Raw genomic sequence first — 17,957 nt, 5'->3', positions numbered from 1 at the left:
GCTGTGCAACGGACGGCGCGCCCGATCAACGCCTATCGGATGGGCGCTTCAAGCGGCCAGCCCGCGATCCGCCGACGCCATGTCGGGCGGACACGGCATCGGCGCGGCCAGCCGATAGTCCTCCGCCAGCCGGGTGATGTCCATGACGGTGAAGCCGCGGTCATAGCGCCCCACATCCTCTTCCTCCTGTTCGCGCCAGTCGCCGATATCCGCCATGCGAACGGGCCGAGACGCAACCAGTCCGACCCAATGGGCCAGCAGCACGTCCAGCTCGCGCAGGCCGTTCGCCGTCACCCGCGCCCGGACATGGCGATGCCGGTTCGACAAGGCCGACGCCTCCACCGCCCAGAGCGGCGCGATCCGCCTCTCCAGCACACCGATGCCGGTCATCAGCGCATGATAAGCCCGGTCCTGCTCCGCCGCGTTGCCCGGCAACCGGACGATCAACGGGGCACGCCCTTAAGACGGGACAAATAGTGCATCCGGGCGGCTCCGTCGCGACAAGCGGGAGCACAAGGGTCTCTCAGCCGCCAGCGCTTGCGGTCGTCAAACCGGCGATGCGCGGTGCTACCACGCCCGGCATGTGGCGTCTTCGGATTTCTGGCGCGCGGTACGCCCCGTTGGCGGGCGCAAAGATTTATATCCTATGATAATTTCACCTCGCCACCAAAACCGCTTACGTGCGTTATGAACAAAATGTCAGCCAGCGGTGTATGCGCCAGCGGTTGGATAAGGATCTGGACAGGGTGCAAGGGAGCCGGGACATTGGCGGACAGCAGTGAATTTACCGTGTCGCGACGCGGCATGATTGTCGGAGGCGCGGCCACCGCGATGGCCGCCTCCGCCCCGGCCGAGGCACAGACCCAGAGGAGCACCATGCCCGCCGATCCCCCCGCCATGCCCGTGACGCTGAAGGTCAACGGCAAGCCACGCACCCTGTCGCTCGATCCGCGTACGACCCTGCTCGACAGCTTGCGCGAACATCTGCACCTGACCGGCACCAAGAAGGGCTGCGACCATGGCCAGTGCGGCGCGTGCACCGTGCTGGTCAATGGAGAGCGGATCAACAGCTGCCTTTCCCTGGCGCTCCAGCATGACGGCGACAGTATCACCACCATCGAGGGGCTCGGCACGCCCGAGAAGCTCCACCCGATGCAGGCCGCGTTCGTGCGCCATGACGGATATCAGTGCGGATACTGCACGCCCGGCCAGATCTGCTCGGCGGTAGCGGTGCTCGACGAGATCAAGCGCGGCGTGCCCAGCCATGTCCAGGCCGACCTCACCGCCAAGCCCCAGGCGTCCGGCATGGAGATGCGCGAGCGGATGAGCGGCAATATTTGCCGCTGCGGCGCCTATTCCAACATCGCCGACGCCATGGGCGAAGTGGCTGGGGCTGACGTCGCGGGAGCCAAGGCATGAAGCCCTTCACCTACGAACGTGCAAAAGACGCCGTTGCGGCAGCACGCGCGGCGAACAAGCCGGGCGCCAAGTTCCTCGCGGGCGGCACCAACCTGCTCGACCTGATGAAGATCGAGGTCGAGACGCCGACCCATCTGATCGACGTGCAGGAACTGAAGCTCGACCGGATCGAGAAGACGAAGGACGGCGGCCTGCGCATCGGCGCGTTCGTCACCAACACCGCGCTGGCCGCCGACGAACGCGTGCGGCGCGATTACGGCGTCCTGTCCCGCGCGATCGTCGCGGGGGCGAGCGGGCAGCTACGCAACAAGGCGACGACGGCGGGCAATCTGCTCCAACGGACGCGCTGCCCCTATTTCTACGACACCAATATGGCGTGCAACAAACGCAAGCCCGGCAGCGGGTGCAGCGCTATCGGGGGCTATTCGCGCCAATTGGCGATCGTCGGCACCAGCAGCGACTGCATCGCCACCAACCCCAGCGACATGAACGTCGCGATGCGGGTGCTGGACGCAGTGGTCGAGACGGTGAATCCGGAGGGCCGGACCCGTGCGATCCCCATGGCCGATTTCCACCGCCTGCCCGGCAATACGCCGCATATCGAAACCGCGCTCCAGCCCGGCGAGTTGATCACCGCCGTCACCCTGCCCCGCCCGGTCGGCGGCACCCATATCTATGAGAAGGTGCGCGATCGCGCCTCCTATGCCTTCGCGCTCGTGTCGGTCGCGGCGATCGTCCAGAAGGACGGCTCGGGCCGGGTCGCGGTCGGCGGCGTCGCGCACAAGCCTTGGCGGGTCGAAGCGGCGGAGGCTGCGATGCCGCAGGGGGCCAAGGCGGTGACGGCGGGCCTGCTCGCCGATGCCCGCCCGACCAAGGATAACGAATATAAGGTGCCGCTCGTCGAACGGACGCTGGCGGCCGCCATCAGCCAGGTGAGGACCGCATGAAATTCACCGAGCCAGCCAGCGCCAATCCCATCGACCGCATGACCGTGGTCGGTCGCCCGCACGACCGGATCGACGGCCCGCGCAAGACCACCGGCACCGCAGCCTATGCCTATGAACGCCATGCCGAGGCACCCAACGCCGCCTATGGCTGGATCATCGGCGCGGCCATCGCCAAGGGGCGCATCCGATCGATGAACCTCGACGATGCACGCGGCGCGCCGGGCGTGCTGGGCATCGTCACCGCCGCCGAGGCGGGCAAGCTGAACAAGGGCAATTTCAACACGGCCAAGCTGCTCGGCGGGCCGGAGATCGACCATTATCACCAGGCCGTCGCCATCGTCATCGCCGAGAGCTTCGAACAGGCGCGCGCCGCCGCCGGGCTGGTGCGGATCGACTATGATCGCGCCAAGGGCCAGTATGACCTGGACGAAGCGCTGAAGACCGCGCCGCTGACCGGCGGCGAAGAGGGCAAGCCCGGCAAGGAAGACCGGACCGGATCGTTCGAAAGCGCCTTCGGTGCCGCGCCGGTGAAGCTCGATGCCGAATACACCACCCCCGATCACAGCCATGCGATGATGGAGCCCTTCGCCTCGCTCGCGATCTGGGAGGGGGACCAGCTGACGGTCTGGACGTCGAACCAGATGATCGCCTGGGGGCGCGGCGACCTCGCCAAGACGTTGGGCATGCCCAAGGAAAAGGTGCGGCTGATCTCGCCTTATGTCGGCGGCGGGTTTGGCGGAAAGCTGTTCCTGCGTACCGATGCCGTCATGGCGGCGCTGGGCGCGAAGGCGGTCGGGCGGCCGGTCAAGGTGGCGATGCAGCGGCCGCTGATGGCCAACAACGCCACCCATCGCCCCGCCACGACGCAGCGCATCCGCATCGGCGCGACCAAGGATGGTGCGATCCAAGCGATCGCGCATGAAAGCGGATCGGGCGACCAGCCCGGCGGCGGCCCCGAGACGGCGGTCAATCAGACCAAGCTGCTCTATGCCGGTCCCAACCGCCTGACCGCGATGCGCCTGGCCGTGCTGAACCTGCCCGAGGGCAATGCGATGCGCGCACCGGGCGAAGCGCCGGGCATGATGGCGCTGGAAATCGCGATGGACGAGATGGCCGAGAAGCTGGGCATGGACCCGGTCGCCTTCCGCGTGAAGAACGACACCCAGGTCGATCCTGAAAAGCCCGACCGCCGCTTCTCACAGCGCCAGCTCGTCCGCTGCCTGGAGGAGGGCGCACAGCGTTTCGGCTGGTCGCAACGCAACGCCAGGCCCGCCCAGGTCCGCGACGGACGCTGGCTGGTCGGCATGGGCGTCGCCGCCGCCTTCCGCAATCACATGAACATGAAGTCGGGCGCACGGGTCACGCTGAACAAGGACGGCCGGGTCGTCGTCGAAACCGACATGACCGATATCGGCACCGGCAGCTATACGATCATCGCCCAGACCGCCGCCGAGATGATGGGCGTGCCGATGGACGCGGTCGATGTCCGGCTGGGCGACAGCGACTATCCGGTGTCGGCCGGGTCGGGCGGCCAGTTCGGCGCAGCCAATGCCACGGCGGGCGTCTATGCCGCCTGCGTCAAGCTGCGCGAGGCGGTGGCCCAGCGGCTGGGGTTCAACTCGGCCGATCTGAACTTCGCCGATGGCCAGGTGACGGGCGGCAATCGATCGGTTGCCCTGCGCGACGCCGTCGCCTCCGGCCCGCTGACCGCCGAGGACCGGATCGAGTTCGGCGATCTGGACAAGACCTGGCAGCTGTCGACCTTCGGCGCGCATTTCGTCGAGGTCGGGGTCGATGCCTATACCGGCGTCACACGGCTTCGTCGGATGCTCGCGGTCTGCGCGGCCGGACGAATCCTGAACCCCAAGGCGGCGCGCAGCCAGATGATCGGTGCGATGACGATGGGTGTCGGCTCGGCGCTGATGGAGGAACTGGCGGTCGACAAGCGCTTCGGCTTCTTCGTCAACCACGACCTGGCGGGCTATGAAGTACCCGTCCATGCCGACATTCCGCATCAGGAGGTCATCTTCCTGGAAGAGGCGGACGACAAGGCCAACCCGATGAAGGCCAAGGGCGTCGGCGAACTCGGCCTGTGCGGCGTCGGCGCGGCGGTGGCGAATGCGGTCTATAACGCGACCGGCGTGCGGATCAGGGACTATCCACTGACGCTGGAAAAGCATCTGGACCGCCTGCCTGCGATCGTTTGAGGCGAGCTCCGATCCTTCTCGCCTGGACAGGCGAGAAGGAAGGAAACTGTCAGCGAGGACCCTCTCGCATGGAATCCGATGACCTGAATAAACCCACCCCTCCCCTTCAGGGGAGGGGCCGGGGGTGGGGCGCTTCCGCGAGCATGCCGCCTGTGGCGAGGCCCCACCCCAACCCCTCCCCCGAAGGGGAGGGGCTCGCCTTGGTTCAATGTAACGTCATCCTGCGCTAACCCCGCATCGCCGCGACCAACTCACCATGACTCGGCAGATCCGCCACGGCGCGGTCGCCGAACATCTGGAGCTTGCGGAACAGCCGCTCCGCTTCGCCGGACGCGCCGGTCGGGCGACCTTCACCATCAGCAAAGCCCATGCCGTAGAGGATATACTGATAGTTAAAATGGGCGAAGCTTTCGACATCCAACGTGAAGTCGAACCGCCCCGGCGGCCGGTAACGCCATTGCTCCAGCAGGTCCCGTAGCCGGTCGGAGATTGTCCCGGCAGCACCATTGTCACGCCAGAACGGCTCGTCCCGGCTGCTCAGGCAATAGTGCAGCTTGAGAAAGTCGACGATCGTCCGATACCGTGCGGTCATCAGCGTATTGAAGCGCGCGGCAGGCGCGGCGATCGGCCCGCGATGCGGAAACAGCTCGGCCAGCATGGCGACGGCCGCCTCGATCAGGACGATGCCGGTCGACTCCAGCGGCTCCAGAAAGCCCCCGGCCAATCCGATCGCGACGCAATTGCCGATCCAGGGCCGCTGGCGATACCCCGGCTCGAAGGTCAGCAAACGCGGCTCCAGCCTGTGGGGATCTTGTCCCAGATAGGCGGCGAGCGTCGCAATCGCGGCCTCGTCATCCATATGCGCGTCGGAATAGACCGTCCCGATCCCCCGCCCCTCGGCCAGCCCGATATCCCAGGTCCAACCCGCCCGATGCGCCGTGGCGATGGTCATGGTCGGCAGGGCGTGTCCGCGCTCCGCATCATAGGGCAGACGACAGGCGAGTGCGCGATTGGTGAACAGCTGGTCGCGCACCGGCAGCAGAGGCTCCCCCAGCGCACCGGAGATGAGTTCGGCCCGCTGCCCGGTGCAGTCGACATAGAGGTCGGCGGTCAGCATGCCCTGACGGTCGGTGACGACATGCGCGATCAGCCCGTCCGCGCCCACTTGCGCACCGGTCAGCCTGCCCTCCAGATGCCGCACGCCCAGGCCCATGGCATGGTCGGCCAGCAGCGCGACCAGCCGATGCGCATCGAAATGATAGGCATAGCTGAGCGGCCCGTCGAACGCCCCTTCCCCCGCCTGTTTCGGTCCCCGCCCGGCGGCGGCGACGCGGTGCTGGATCGTCACCGCCTCGGCAAAGGGCGCACGGGTCGCCGGGTCCTGCGCCAGCCAGTGCGCGACGAGGTCGACGCCATCCGCCTGGAAGGGCGGCTCGAATGGATGGACATAGCGGTGGCGCCTGCCCCCGTCCGGGGCGTGCCGCCAGTCGTCGAAACGGATGCCCTGCTTGAAGGTCGCACCCGCCGTGCGGATGAAATGCGCCTCGTCGATCCCCAGGAAACGCAGGGTCGAGCGCATCGTCGGGAACGCCCCCTCACCCACCCCGATCGCGCCGATGGCCGGGTCCTCCAGCACGGTGATGCGGGTCGCAGGCCCCAGAAAGCGGGCGAGATAGGCCGCGGTCAGCCAGCCCGCCGTGCCGCCGCCGACGATCAGGATCGACCTGGCCTGCCCCTCCACCACGTTCATATCCTCACGAACAGGTTGCGGAACCATTGTGAACCGCCCTTCGTCGCCTGCCGCCAGTCTTCGCCCATATCGTCGGGTACGAAACCCCAGGGGCAGAACAGCTTCGGCCGCCCGACCTTATAGGCCGCGACATGCCGCGTGACGAGCGTCAAGCCATGGACCAGCGCCGTCGCCACCAGCAGCGCGTCACGCGTCTGCGCATAACCCAGTGCCGACGACCGTCGTACCACCGCGACATCGACCGCCAGAATACGCCCCTCGAACGCGGGCAGGACCTGCCCGCCAATCCAGTCGTCAGTGTCCCTGTTTCCTTGAAGGTCGAGCAAGGTCACCGCCGACAGGAACAGTTCGTGACGCGGCACGCCCGAGGCCCAGTCGACCAGCCCCGGATCGGCCTGTCCCCGCCGCGCACCGCGCAGTTCGGCCACGACGCTGGCATCGAGCAGATACATCAGCGCGTCCGGTTCCAGTCGCGCGGCGGCGGCGCCTCGCCGGGCATCGCATCGGGTTGCGCGAGCAGGTCGACGATCGTCTCGGTCTGGCGCGCCAATTGGCGAAAGGCCTCGACGCCCAGCAGGACATGGGTGGGGCGTCCGCGATCGGTGATGAACACCGGCTCGATTCGGGCCAAGCGCTTGGCGCGGCTGACATCCTGGTTGAACTCGCGGCTGGTCAGCGTCTTCATCCGCCCCTCGAATATGTAGGTACGTACCTACCTTGTAGCGGCAAGAACACAGTTTGCCAGCGGGCGGGCACAATCGCTTCCTGTCCAAAGAAATCCCGTTGCAACGCACCGCGACTTGGCGTCGCTATCGCCTGGGCCGGACCGCGCAAGGCCGGACGCGAGGGGGGATGCGAAGACCGATGAACGACGCGATCGACAGTTTCTGGAAGACCTTTGGCGGCATCCTGTCACCGCATGGCCCGGCCAGCGCCGGGGCCGCCGCCACCTATGTGCCCGGCGACTATAGCATCCATTTCTTCCTGCAATTGGCGGTGATCCTGTTCGCCTGTCGCGTCGTCAGCTGGGCCGGACAGCGGTTCCTGGGCCAGCCGCCGGTGGTGGGCGAGATGATCGCCGGTGTCGTGCTCGGCCCGTCGCTGCTTGGCCTGTTCTTTCCCGACCTGCAGGCGGCGATCTTTCCCAAGGAAACCCGCAACGTCCTTTATGCGGGCGCGCAGCTTGGCGTGGCGCTGTACATGTTCCTGGTCGGGCTGACGCTCCGCCTCGATCATTTCCAGTCCAAGGCGCGCAGTGCCATGGCCGTGTCGGCCTCGGGCGTGATCGCGCCGTTCCTGATCGCGGTGGCGATCACTCCCCTGCTGCTCAAGGTGCCCGGCCTGTTCACGGCCGGGATCAGCCAGGCCAATGCCACGCTGTTCCTGGGCGCCTGTATCGCGCTGACCGCCTTTCCGATGCTGGCGCGGATCATCAACGAACGGGGGCTGGCGGACAGTCCGCTCGGCACCTTGTCGCTGGCGGCGGGCGCGTTCGACGACGCCGCGTCCTGGTGCGTACTGGCGATCGTGCTGGCGACCTTCGGCGGCGGCAGCGGGGTGGCGATCCTCGCAATCGGCGGAGCGTTCCTCTATGTCGGCTTCCTCGTCCTGTTCGGTCGCCGCCTGCTGGCGCCGCTGGGCCGGGCGGTCGAGGCACGGGGCGAGATGAGCACGACCGTGCTGGCGATCACGCTAATGGCCTTCTGCCTGTCCGCCTTCATCATGGACGCGATCGGCGTGCATGGCATTTTCGGCGGCTTCATCCTGGGCGTCTTCATGCCGCGCGGCCTGTTCGTCACCGAGTTGAAGAAGAAGGTCGAGCCGCTGGCCGTCGTCCTGCTGCTGCCGATGTTCTTCACCTATTCGGGGCTGAACACGCGGATGGACATGGTCAACTCGCTGCCGCTGCTGCTGATCGCGCTCGGCATCCTGGCCGCGTCGATTGCTGCCAAGTTCGGCGCCTGCTATCTGGCGGCGCGCGCCTGTGGCGAGGACAATCGCACGGCGATGGGGATCGGCGCGCTGATGAACTCGCGCGGGCTGATGGAACTGATCATCATCAATATCGGGCTGCAAAAGGGGATAATCGGCCCCACCCTGTTCTCGATGCTGGTGCTGATGGCGATCGTGACCACGATGATGGCCAGCCCGCTGTTCGAATATGTCTATGGCCGCAAAGCGCGGGTGCTGGGCGAGATGGAAACGCTGAACGGCGCCGCCGCCTGACCCGGCGGGGCTGGCCTTTCACCGTCTTCCGTAGCGGACACAAAAAAGGGCGGCCCCGGGGCCGCCCTTTTCGTTTCTCCGATCGATCCTGTCGGACCGACCAGCCGGAATGCCTGGGATCAGGCGGTCTTCTTGCGGCGGCGACGCGACGCGGCGATCAGGCCGCCGATCCCTGCGCCGAACAGGGTCAGCGTGGCGGGCTCGGGGACCGAGGTCGGCTTGCCGCCGAAGAAGGTGACATTGTCGAGTTCGAAGGCGGTATCGCCCGAGGAGAAGCGCAGGCCCGCGATGCGCTCACCCGTCAGGCTGTCGAGCGTATAGGTGACGTAGCGGTTCAGGCTCGGATCGTTGTAATAGGTGCCCGGCACGTCGGCGGTCGGCGAAATGACGTCCAGGCCCGTGATCGTCTTCAGGACGTTACCGGCGGCGCCGAGTACTTCCAGCGTATTGAACGAGTCGATCGAACCCCAATAGAGACCGAAGCCGTCATAGCTATAGTCCTTGGTGCGCAACTCGGCCGTCTTGCCGCCATTGACCATCAGATACTGGGTCGTGTCGCCCATCGGCCGGCTATAACCATTGGCCGAGCCGGTCGTCAGGACGGCGGTGCCCGACAGCGAAAAGCCCGACGAATAGGTGGTGTTGCCGTTCGTGCCGTCGAAGTCGATCAGGACCGAGGGATTGGTCGGCATGACATTGCCCGGCGTCGAGGACAGCGTGCCCGCATGGGCGGCCGTCGCGATCAGCGCGCCAGCCATGACACCCGCCATTGCCATCATCTTCGTCACAGCCGCCATCATCAAACTCCCTGTTACGCCGCGCACCCGATCATGTGTCGGAACGGGTGATCCCGTCTCGGTCGCGCCTTCACGACCGAGCGATATTTCCATTGGCATTTCGGGCGACTCATCTGCCCTGTCCCCCACACTCTATCGATATCGGCGCCGATGTCGCGTCCGGTAAATTCCGAAGCGATCCCGTTCTGGGGCAGCGGCTTGATGCGACATGTTTCAGGACAAGACGGGTTCCGCGCGGTCCATGCGCGCTTTACGCTGTGTCAGGACATACCGGGCGATAGGGTCCGGCGACATAATCAGCAGGGATGAATCGTGAAACGCCGCAAGCTCCTCGTCATCGCAGGCATCCTGCTCGTCCTGGTCGTCCTGGCCTTTATCGCCAGTGCCCTGCTGCGGCGCCCAGCGGAGAAGGCCGCCCAGGCCCCGGTCTTTGTCGAGCGACCCATGGCGGCCCCCGATCCCGCCACCGCGCAGGCCGCCGCCAGCAAGGCGCCGGGTAGCGCCGCCGCACAGAAGGAACTGGGCGACGCACTGCTCGCCAAGCGCCGGTTCGACGAGGCCGCGGCCGCCTATCGTGCGTCGCTGGCGATCGATCCCAACCAGGCGAACGCCTGGTCGGCGCTGGGTGAGACGGTCATGCAGACCACGAAGGCGCAGGGCATCGAACTGCCCGCCGAGGCGGGGAACGCGTTCCGCAAGGCCATCGCGATCGACCCGCGCGATGCGCGCGCGCGCTTCTATTTCGCGATGGAAAAGGATTTGAAGGGCCAGCATGACGAGGCGATCGGCGAGTGGCTCCAGCTGCTACGCGAAGTGCCTGCCGGTTCCGATGCCGACGAGTCTGTCCGCTCGGCCCTCGCCGCCTCGATCAAGCGCAATATCCAGCTGATCAAGCAGGCCGCCGACGAAGCGGGCCGGGTCCAACCGCGCTACACATCGCAGAAGTAACGCTCCTTCTGCCACTTTCGGGACGGCGCGGACGGCAAGAGCGGTCCGCGCCGTTTCCATATCTGCATCAGAGTATGTGAGCGGTATACAGGCAACGCAAATTGCACCCCCGATGGCTTGCCATCCCCATCCGCCCTTCAAAAGTTGACCCAGAACAAATCGCCATTTTTTCGTTGTTTAATCGACAAAGCTGGCACAGATTGCATCCAAGGCGAAAGCGGAAACCGCGTCGCCCCGCGTTTTGGACAAGGCGTTGAATCCCTACAGTTCGCCGCCCTGCCCATGATTAAAAATGATAGCGCTATCTTTATTGAGGAGGGGTTATGCTGAAACACATGGGTGTCGTCTTGCTGGCATCGGCGAGCATCATGGCGTCCTGCGCCGTGCAGGCACAGGCACAGGTCACGACGCAGGGTACGGCACCGGCGCTGTCCGTCACCCCGGCCGAGACGCTGGAGCGGCAGGGCCTGACCGTGATGGTCGACCAGAACCAGTTCAGCCCCATCTTCTTCGACGAGAAGAATGCCGGGATCCAGATCGTCCTGCATGGCGAGCGGATCGCCACCGATGGCGCGATACGCCTCAACCCCACGCCCGAGCAATGGGACCCCGTCCCCGCCTTTGTCAGCCGGGCGCGCGGGACCGAGCCCAACCAGATCGTCGTCCGCTCGGCCTATAAGGACCAGAATCTTGCCTATCGGGTAAAGGTGACGGCGGAAGGCGACGGGTTTCGCATCGCCGTCGACCTCGATCAGCCGCTGCCCGCCGCGCTGGCGGGCAAGGCCGGTTTCAACCTCGATTTCCTGCCGACCAGCTATTTCGGCAAGACCTATCTGATGGATACCGCGCCGGGCCTGTTCCCACGCCATCCCACCGGCCCGATGGCCAAGGACGGATCGGGCGATCCGACGCCTTTGGCCTCGGGGGGCAAGTCGATCACCCTGTCGCCCGAAGACCCGCTGACCCGCGTGACGATCACGTCGGATGCGGGCGGGCTGGCGCTTTATGACGCGCGCAACCGGGCACAGAATGGCTGGTTCGTCGTCCGCTCGCTGATCGCGGCGGGGGCGAAGGAGAATGCCGTGGTCTGGCATGTCCGCCCCAATGTCGTGAAGGACTGGGTGCGCCCGCCGGTCGTCTCGTTCAACCAGGCGGGCTATACGCCCGGCCGCGCCAAGGTCGCGCTGATCGAAACCGATCCGCACGGGACCCCGCCGGGCGAGGCGGAACTGGTCCGACTGGCCGCAGACGGCACGCGCCAGTCGGTGTTGCGTGCCGCCGTCGCCCCGCGCGGGCGCTGGATGCGGTATAATTACGCCGCCTTCGACTTCTCCCAAGTGCGCGAGCCCGGCATCTATGCCATTGCCTATGGCGGTCAGGTGACGAACCCGTTCCGTATCGCCGCCGACGCCTATGACCGCATCTGGCAGACCTCGCTCGACACCTTCATCGCCGAGCAGATGGATCATGTCGGCATTCGCGAACAATACCGCGTCTGGTCCGCCCCCTCGCATCTCGACGATGCCCGCCAAGCACCGCCCAACCATGTCCATTTCGACGGCTATAAGATGGGCCCCAACCTCGACTCGCCGTTCAAGCCGGGCGAGCATATCCCCGGCCTGAATGTCGGCGGCTTTCAGGATGCGGGCGATTACGACATCCAGACACCGCAGAATGCGCAGGTGGTCCGCGACCTGGCCTGGGGACGCGAGCTTTACGGCCTCGACTGGGACGAAACGAGCGTGGACGAGGCCGCCCGCGCGGTGGAGATCCGCAAGCCCGACGGCAAGCAGGACTCGGTGCAGCAGATCCGCCACGGCGTCCTGCAACTGCTCGCCCAGTACAAGGTGTTCGGCCATGCCATCGTCGGCATCATCGATCCGGTGCAGCGCCAATATGCCCATCTGGGCGATGCAGGGTCGCAGACCGACAATCTGACCTATGACGCGTCGCTCGGCACCAGCGAGCGTAATGGCGGTTCGTCGGGCGCGCAGGACGATCGCTGGGCCTTCACCACCGATCTGCCCGCCAACAATCTGGCGGTCGTAGGCGCCCTCGCCGCCGCGTCCCGCGCGCTGGCGGACAGCGATCCGACGATGGCGGCCGAGGCCTGGGACGCGGCCAAGATCCTGTGGGGACGCTATCAGAAGGGGCCGATCAAGTCGGGCGACGGGCGCGACGACTCCGGCACGCCATGGTCGGCGGACGGCGCCAATGTCGGCGCGACCGTCGAGATGCTGATCACCAGCAAGGGCGAGCGTGTCTATGCCGATCGCCTGCGCGCGCTGATGCCCGTCATCACCAAGAACTTCGCCTGGGTCCGCGCCTCGGCGGTACGCGCCCTTCCGTTCATGGATGCGAAGTACCGCGCCGCCTTGGTCCCGCTGGTCCGCCAGACCAAGGTCAAGATGGATGAAGAGGCCGCCAAGAACCCCTTCGGCGTGCCGATCAGCGAGGGCGGCTGGGCCGGATCGCATCAGGTCGTCGAGTTCGGCTCGACCGCCTTCCTGATGCACAAGGCGTTCCCGGAAATCATCGGCACCGACTATACGCTGAACGCCATCGACTATGTGCTGGGGCGGCATCCGGCGAACAATCTGTCGCTCGTCTCGACGGTGGGCACCGCGTCCAAGCTGATCGGCTATGGCCACAACCGCGCCGATTACGGCTTCATCCCCGGCGGTCTAGTGCCGGGCGTGCTGATCGTGAAGCCCGACTTCCCCGAGTTGAAGACCGAATGGCCATTCCTGTGGTTCGAGAACGAATACACGGTCGCGACCACCTCGGCCTATATCCTGGCCGCCAATGCCGCGATCGAGGCGACGAAGGAAACGCGCTGAATGCCTCACGGGGCGGGCCGCCCGGCCCGCCCCGAACTTCATGAATTTCATGTCATCTTCGCAACGAGAATTGACTGCTCAGGCAATCATTGCCATGGCAGCTATATGACATCCGATACGCCTGATCCCTTCGACCCCGAACGCTCGGTCGGGTATCTCACGAAGCGTGTGTACCAGCTTGCCCGGATCGGCCTGGAGCCGGTCTTCGCCGATGAAGAAGTCACCCATGTCCAGTGGAGCGCGTTGATGGCGCTGCATCATGGCGTGGGCGGCACGGCGGCGGAGCTGGCCCGCCATCTCTGCCATGACACCGGCGCGACGACGCGGATCGTCGACACGCTCGAAGAGCGCGGCCTGATCGAACGCTGCCGCTGCACCGAGGATCGCCGTGTCGTTCGCCTGTCGCTGACCGAGGCGGGGCGCGAAGTCACCGCCCGTTGCAAGGTGAAGGTCATCGGGCAGTGGAACGAATGGCTGGCCGACTGGTCTCCGCAAGAGGTCGAGCGCTTTGTCGGCGACCTGCTGCGCCTGCGCAACAAGCTGGAGACGGTGGCATGAAGCGGTTCGCCTTTCTGACCGGGCTGCTGCTGGCGGGCTGTTCGGTGCCGCAGGCGCATCCCGCCATCACGGCCACCTCGCCCGAGACGCTGGGATTGGGCGATGCACAGGCCCCGCTGGTCGCCGCCGACTGGTGGCGGGGCTTGGGCGATGCGCAGCTCGACCGGATCGTCGGCGACGCGCTGAGCGGCAATCCCTCGCTCGACATCGCGCTGGCCCGGTTGCGGCAGGCGGAGTCGGTGCTGGCCACCCGCCGCGCCGATGACGGCCCCTCGGTGACGCTGGACGCGCAGGAGCAATATAACCGGCTGTCCGGCCGCTACATCATCCCGCCCCCTTATGCGGGGACGACCCAGTGGCTGGGTCAGGCGCAAGCCAATCTGAACTGGACCATCGACCTGTTCGGGCGACAGGCCGCCGCGATCGAAGCCGCCCGCGCCTACACCCGTGCCGCCGCGCTCGACGTGACGGCCGCGCGGCTGGCGCTGGCCGGGTCGGTCGCGCAGACCTATGTCGAACTGGCCCGGGCCGAGCGGCAGGCGGCGATCGCACGCCAGACGATCGCGACCCGCACCCGCTCGCTGGGGCTGATCCAGACGCGCATCCGGCACCAGCTGGCCAGCCAGATCGACGCATCCGGCGCGCAGACCCTGCTTGCCCAGGCGCGGGTGGCACTGGCCCGCGCCGAGACGCAGGCCGCGCTGTCGCGCAACGCCCTGGCGGCGTTGGCGGGACGCGGGCTGGACTATCCCGCGACCATCGCGCCGACGAAGCTCGCCTTCGATGCCGCTTTGCCCATCCCCGCCACCGTGCCCGCCGACCTGCTGTCCCGTCGCCCCGACATCGCCGCCGCGCTCGCCCGGATCGATGCCGCGAGCAAGGGGCAGGAGGTCGCGCGCAAGGCGTTCCTGCCCAATATCAACCTGACCGCGCTGGCCGGTTTCCAGGCGGTCGGCCTGGGCAATTTGTTCACCGCCGATGCGGCGACGGCGGCGGCGGGCCCGGCGATCCATCTGCCGATCTTCGACAGCGGACGGCTGCGCGCCGGGTTGGCGGGCGCGACCGCCGCGCTCGACCTGGCGACCGCCGACTATAACAACCGCGTCGTCGGCGCCGTCCGTGAGGCGGCCGATGCCGTCACGCGCAGCCGCACCGTCGCCACCGAGCGCGCGCGCCAGGCCGAGGTGACGCGCGGCCTGTCCGAAACCCGCCGCCTGAACGCGATCCGCGTGTCGAGCGGGCTGCAATCCCAACTCGGCCTGATCGATCCCGACATCCGCCAGCTGGAGTCGGATCAGGCCGACGCCAATCTCGCCGCCAACGCCGTCCAGGCGCGCATCGCGCTGGCCGTCGCCCTTGGGGGCGGCTTCTCCTCTTCTTCGCAGGGTATCACGCAATGAGCGACACCGAAGCCGCCACCCCCTCCCCCGCCGCTCCGACGACCCAGGCGCCGACCGGCGGCAAGCCCAAGGCGCGTCGTCTGGGCCTGACCATCCTGATCGTCGTGGTGGTGATCGCCGCCATCGTCTGGGCGGTGTTCCACTTCCTGCTCGCCAAGCCCGAGGAAGAAACCGACGACGCCTATGTCGCGGGTGACGTGGTGGCGATCACCGCGCGCGATCCGGGGCAGGTGCTGGCCATCCATGCCGACAACACCCAGACGGTGAAGGCGGGCCAGCCGCTGATCGATCTCGATCCCGCGACGGCCGATGTCGGCCTCGCCTCCGCCGCCGCCGAACTGGCCCGCGCGGTGCGCGCGACCCGCGCCGACTTCACCAAGGTGAACCAGAGCGGCGCCGCCATCGTCCAGGCCCAGGCCGAGCTGACCCGCGCCCGCGCCGATTATGCGCGTCGCCAGGGCGCCGCCGCCGAGGGCGCGGTGTCGGGCGAGGAACTGTCCCATGCCGCCGACGCGGTGAAGGTCGCCAATGCGAACCTCGCCCTCGCCCGCGCCCAGGCGGCGCAGGTGCGGACCGCCGTGCAGGGCACCGATGTCGGCACCAACCCCGCCGTGATGGCCGCCATCGCCGCCTATCGCCGCGCCGCCATCATGCGTGGCCATATGCACGTCGTCGCGCCGATCAGCGGCGTCGTCGCCCAGCGTACGGTTCAGGTCGGCCAGCAGGTCGCGGCGGGCACGCCGTTGATGGCCGTGGTGCCGCTCGACCGGCTGTGGGTCGACGCCAATTTCCGCGAAACCCAGCTCAAGGACCTGCGCATCGGCCAGCCCGCGACGATCACCGCCGATATTTACGGCGGCAAGACCGTCTATCACGGCAAGGTCATCGGCCTGGGCGCGGGCAGCGGCAACGCCTTTGCGCTGCTGCCGCCGCAGAATGCCAGCGGCAACTGGATCAAGATCGTCCAGCGCGTGCCGGTGCGCATCGGCCTGAACGCCGATGAGTTGCGCCAGAACCCCTTGCGGGTCGGCCTGTCGGCGACGGTCACGGTCGATACCGCCGACCAGCGCGGACCCCGCATCGGTTCGGCCGCGACCCAGGTCGACAGCACCAGCGGCACCGATGGCAAGGACCCAGCGATCGAGGCGCGCATCGCACAGATCATCGCGGCCAATCGCTGATGGCCGGGGCCTCCGCTCAAGGTGGCGCGGGGGCATCCCCGGCGCCGTTGAAGGGCCCGGCGCTGGCGCTCGTCGCCTTTGCGCTGGCGCTGGGCACCTTCATGCAGGTGCTCGACTCGACCATCGCCAACGTCTCGCTGCCCACCATTGCGGGCAATCTGGGCGTCAGTTCGGACAACTCGACCTGGGTCGTCACCGCCTTTGCCGTCGCGAACGGCGTGGCGGTGCCGCTGACCGGCTGGCTGATGGGCAAGTTCGGGGTGGTGCGAACCTTCTGCGTCTCGGTCTTCCTGTTCACCATAGCCTCCTTCCTGTGCGGCATCGCGTGGAACCTGTCCTCGCTGATCGGCTTCCGCATCCTTCAGGGCGCGGTGTCGGGGCCGATGATTCCGGGCAGCCAGGCGCTGCTGATCTCGATCTTCCCACCGCAAAAGCGGTCCACCGCACTCGGCATCTGGTCGATGACGACGCTGGTCGCGCCGATCATGGGGCCCATCCTGGGCGGATACATCTCCGACAATTACCATTGGAGCTGGATCTTCCTCATCAACGTCCCCGTAGGCTTGTTCTGCGCGGGCGTGTGCTGGCGCGGGCTGTCGAGCCGCGAAACCCCGACCCGCAACCTGCCGATCGACAAGGTCGGGCTGATCATGCTGGTCGTCTGGGTCGGTGCGCTTCAGATGATGCTGGACCTGGGCAAGAATGACGACTGGTTCAACTCGACCCGGATCGTCGTGATGACGGTGATCGCGATCGTCGGCTTTATTGCCTGGCTGATCTGGGAGCTGACCGACGCCAATCCGGCGGTCGACCTGTCGCTGTTCAAGGGCCGCAACTTCAGCATCGGGACGCTCGCCTTTTGCCTGGGTTATGCGGTGTTCTTCGCCAACACGCTGCTGCTCCCGCTCTGGCTCCAGACGCAGCTGGGCTATACCGCGACCTGGGCGGGACTCGTCGCCGCACCCAGCGGGGCGGTGGCGGTGGTGCTGACCCCCATCGTCGCGCGACTGTCGGGCAAGGTCGATGCGCGGATCATGGCGACCATCGCCTTTGCCGCCTTCGGTCTCTCCTATTGGATGCGCTCGGGCCTGAATACGCAGGCGGGTTTCAGCGACTTCGTGCTGCCGCTGATGGTGCAGGGCATTGCGATGAGCACCTTCTTCCTCGCCATGCTGACCATCGCGCTGGACGGCGTGCCGCAGGCGCGCATCCCCTCGGCGACCGGCATCTCCAACTTCGCGCGAATCACGGCGGGCAGCTTCGCCGCCTCGCTGACCACGACCATGTGGGACCGGCGCGAGGCGATGCACCAGGCCCATCTGTCCGAGGCGATCGGACAAGGCCCGGTGTGGCAGATGGCGAAGAACGGCCTGAACCATCTGGGCCTGACCGACGTCCAGGCCGCCGCCGCCGTCACGCGGCAGATGGTGGGCCAGGCCTATCTGCTGGCGTCGACAGACATCTTCTATGTGTCGGCGTGGCTGTGCATCGTGCTGGCGGGGCTGACCTGGTTCACCCGGCGACCCAAGCCGCATGACGGTCCGATCGCGGCGGATTGATAACGATCCCCCCGGTCCGGGGAGGTGGCAGGCCGTCAGGCCTGACGGAGGGGGGCTTCCTCAAGGGACGACCTTCGCGGCGATCCCCCTCCACCAGCTTCGCTGGTCCCCCTCCCCGTGCCGGG

The 17,957-nt window shown here is 66.9% G+C and carries 15 protein-coding genes; 10 read left to right on the top strand and 5 right to left on the bottom strand.

All coding sequences use genetic code 11. The features are described from left to right. Positions 1-48: 48 nt before the first annotated feature. Positions 49-447, bottom strand: a complete 399-nt coding sequence (locus GGQ89_RS16020; protein ID WP_184106401.1) for a hypothetical protein — start codon at positions 445-447, stop codon at positions 49-51. A 318-nt stretch (positions 448-765) separates the two neighbouring features. On the opposite strand from GGQ89_RS16020, the gene paoA reads away from it, so the two are divergent. From paoA to paoC, 3 genes are read left to right on the top strand one after another with little or no spacing between them, the layout of a single operon-like run. After that, complete coding sequence (gene paoA, locus GGQ89_RS16015; protein ID WP_221238993.1) at positions 766-1,419, top strand: aldehyde dehydrogenase iron-sulfur subunit PaoA; 654 nt, start codon at positions 766-768, stop codon at positions 1,417-1,419. Then, positions 1,416-2,366, top strand: a complete 951-nt coding sequence (locus GGQ89_RS16010) for an FAD binding domain-containing protein (RefSeq protein ID WP_184106400.1) — start codon at positions 1,416-1,418, stop codon at positions 2,364-2,366. Before paoA ends, GGQ89_RS16010 begins: the two co-directional genes overlap by 4 nt. Then, positions 2,363-4,573, top strand: coding sequence for an aldehyde oxidoreductase molybdenum-binding subunit PaoC (paoC, locus tag GGQ89_RS16005; RefSeq protein ID WP_184106399.1), 2,211 nt, complete (start codon positions 2,363-2,365; stop codon positions 4,571-4,573). Before GGQ89_RS16010 ends, paoC begins: the two co-directional genes overlap by 4 nt. Before the next feature lie 226 nt (positions 4,574-4,799). Here paoC and GGQ89_RS16000 read toward each other — a convergent pair whose 3' ends face one another. From GGQ89_RS16000 to GGQ89_RS15990, 3 genes are read right to left on the bottom strand one after another with little or no spacing between them, the layout of a single operon-like run. Then, complete coding sequence (locus tag GGQ89_RS16000; protein ID WP_240456314.1) at positions 4,800-6,350, bottom strand: tryptophan halogenase family protein; 1,551 nt, start codon at positions 6,348-6,350, stop codon at positions 4,800-4,802. Next, positions 6,320-6,775 carry a PIN domain-containing protein gene (locus tag GGQ89_RS15995; protein WP_184106398.1) on the bottom strand — a complete coding sequence of 152 codons (456 nt, stop codon included), beginning with the start codon at positions 6,773-6,775 and terminating at the stop codon, positions 6,320-6,322. The genes GGQ89_RS16000 and GGQ89_RS15995 overlap by 31 nt, the downstream gene beginning before the upstream one ends. After that, complete coding sequence (locus tag GGQ89_RS15990) at positions 6,775-7,008, bottom strand: type II toxin-antitoxin system Phd/YefM family antitoxin (RefSeq protein WP_056439612.1); 234 nt, start codon at positions 7,006-7,008, stop codon at positions 6,775-6,777. Before GGQ89_RS15990 ends, GGQ89_RS15995 begins: the two co-directional genes overlap by 1 nt. A gap of 179 nt (positions 7,009-7,187) precedes the next feature. On the opposite strand from GGQ89_RS15990, the gene GGQ89_RS15985 reads away from it, so the two are divergent. Beyond that, positions 7,188-8,549 carry a cation:proton antiporter gene (locus GGQ89_RS15985; protein ID WP_184106397.1) on the top strand — a complete coding sequence of 454 codons (1,362 nt, stop codon included), beginning with the start codon at positions 7,188-7,190 and terminating at the stop codon, positions 8,547-8,549. 119 nt (positions 8,550-8,668) lie between these two features. Here the strand turns inward: GGQ89_RS15985 and GGQ89_RS15980 are convergent, their stop codons facing one another. Next, the gene (locus GGQ89_RS15980) at positions 8,669-9,346 is read right to left on the bottom strand and encodes an Npun_F0296 family exosortase-dependent surface protein (protein ID WP_184106396.1); all 678 of its coding nucleotides are present in this window, start codon (positions 9,344-9,346) and stop codon (positions 8,669-8,671) included. Positions 9,347-9,658: 312 nt separating this feature from the next. On the opposite strand from GGQ89_RS15980, the gene GGQ89_RS15975 reads away from it, so the two are divergent. The 6 genes from GGQ89_RS15975 (at position 9,659) to GGQ89_RS15950 (ending at position 17,832) form a co-directional block, all read left to right on the top strand. After that, the gene (locus tag GGQ89_RS15975; RefSeq protein ID WP_184106395.1) at positions 9,659-10,294 is read left to right on the top strand and encodes a tetratricopeptide repeat protein; all 636 of its coding nucleotides are present in this window, start codon (positions 9,659-9,661) and stop codon (positions 10,292-10,294) included. A 323-nt stretch (positions 10,295-10,617) separates the two neighbouring features. Further along, a complete protein-coding gene (locus GGQ89_RS15970; RefSeq protein WP_184106394.1) occupies positions 10,618-13,134 on the top strand; it encodes a glycoside hydrolase family 9 protein in 2,517 nt (838 codons plus the stop codon). 105 nt (positions 13,135-13,239) lie between these two features. Further along, positions 13,240-13,692, top strand: coding sequence for a MarR family winged helix-turn-helix transcriptional regulator (locus GGQ89_RS15965; RefSeq protein WP_184106393.1), 453 nt, complete (start codon positions 13,240-13,242; stop codon positions 13,690-13,692). Next, entirely contained in the window at positions 13,689-15,092 is a 1,404-nt protein-coding gene (locus GGQ89_RS15960; RefSeq protein ID WP_184106392.1) for an efflux transporter outer membrane subunit, read from the top strand. The genes GGQ89_RS15965 and GGQ89_RS15960 overlap by 4 nt, the downstream gene beginning before the upstream one ends. Then, positions 15,089-16,273, top strand: a complete 1,185-nt coding sequence (locus GGQ89_RS15955) for an HlyD/EmrA/EmrK family protein (RefSeq protein WP_184106391.1) — start codon at positions 15,089-15,091, stop codon at positions 16,271-16,273. Before GGQ89_RS15960 ends, GGQ89_RS15955 begins: the two co-directional genes overlap by 4 nt. Then, the gene (locus GGQ89_RS15950; protein ID WP_184106390.1) at positions 16,273-17,832 is read left to right on the top strand and encodes a DHA2 family efflux MFS transporter permease subunit; all 1,560 of its coding nucleotides are present in this window, start codon (positions 16,273-16,275) and stop codon (positions 17,830-17,832) included. The genes GGQ89_RS15955 and GGQ89_RS15950 overlap by 1 nt, the downstream gene beginning before the upstream one ends. Positions 17,833-17,957: the final 125 nt, after the last annotated feature.

Origin of the sequence: Sphingomonas yabuuchiae, from assembly GCF_014199595.1 — a bacterium.
Taxonomy (GTDB): Bacteria; Pseudomonadota; Alphaproteobacteria; order Sphingomonadales; family Sphingomonadaceae; genus Sphingomonas; species Sphingomonas yabuuchiae.
Note: the sequence above shows the minus strand (reverse complement) of the source record. Positions and strands in the feature narration are given on the sequence as shown.

Bases quoted from the DNA above. Each gene is read 5' to 3' on its own strand.
- GGQ89_RS16010 (WP_184106400.1), top strand. From the start codon at position 1,416: ATGAAGCCCTTCACCTACGAACGTGCAAAAGACGCCGTTGCGGCAGCA.
- paoC (WP_184106399.1), top strand. From the start codon at position 2,363: ATGAAATTCACCGAGCCAGCCAGCGCCAATCCCATCGACCGCATGACC.
- GGQ89_RS16000 (WP_240456314.1), bottom strand. From the start codon at position 6,350: ATGGTTCCGCAACCTGTTCGTGAGGATATGAACGTGGTGGAGGGGCAG.
- GGQ89_RS15995 (WP_184106398.1), bottom strand. From the start codon at position 6,775: ATGTATCTGCTCGATGCCAGCGTCGTGGCCGAACTGCGCGGTGCGCGG.
- GGQ89_RS15990 (WP_056439612.1), bottom strand. From the start codon at position 7,008: ATGAAGACGCTGACCAGCCGCGAGTTCAACCAGGATGTCAGCCGCGCC.
- GGQ89_RS15985 (WP_184106397.1), top strand. From the start codon at position 7,188: ATGAACGACGCGATCGACAGTTTCTGGAAGACCTTTGGCGGCATCCTG.
- GGQ89_RS15980 (WP_184106396.1), bottom strand. From the start codon at position 9,346: ATGGCGGCTGTGACGAAGATGATGGCAATGGCGGGTGTCATGGCTGGC.
- GGQ89_RS15970 (WP_184106394.1), top strand. From the start codon at position 10,618: ATGCTGAAACACATGGGTGTCGTCTTGCTGGCATCGGCGAGCATCATG.
- GGQ89_RS15965 (WP_184106393.1), top strand. From the start codon at position 13,240: ATGACATCCGATACGCCTGATCCCTTCGACCCCGAACGCTCGGTCGGG.
- GGQ89_RS15960 (WP_184106392.1), top strand. From the start codon at position 13,689: ATGAAGCGGTTCGCCTTTCTGACCGGGCTGCTGCTGGCGGGCTGTTCG.
- GGQ89_RS15955 (WP_184106391.1), top strand. From the start codon at position 15,089: ATGAGCGACACCGAAGCCGCCACCCCCTCCCCCGCCGCTCCGACGACC.
- GGQ89_RS15950 (WP_184106390.1), top strand. From the start codon at position 16,273: ATGGCCGGGGCCTCCGCTCAAGGTGGCGCGGGGGCATCCCCGGCGCCG.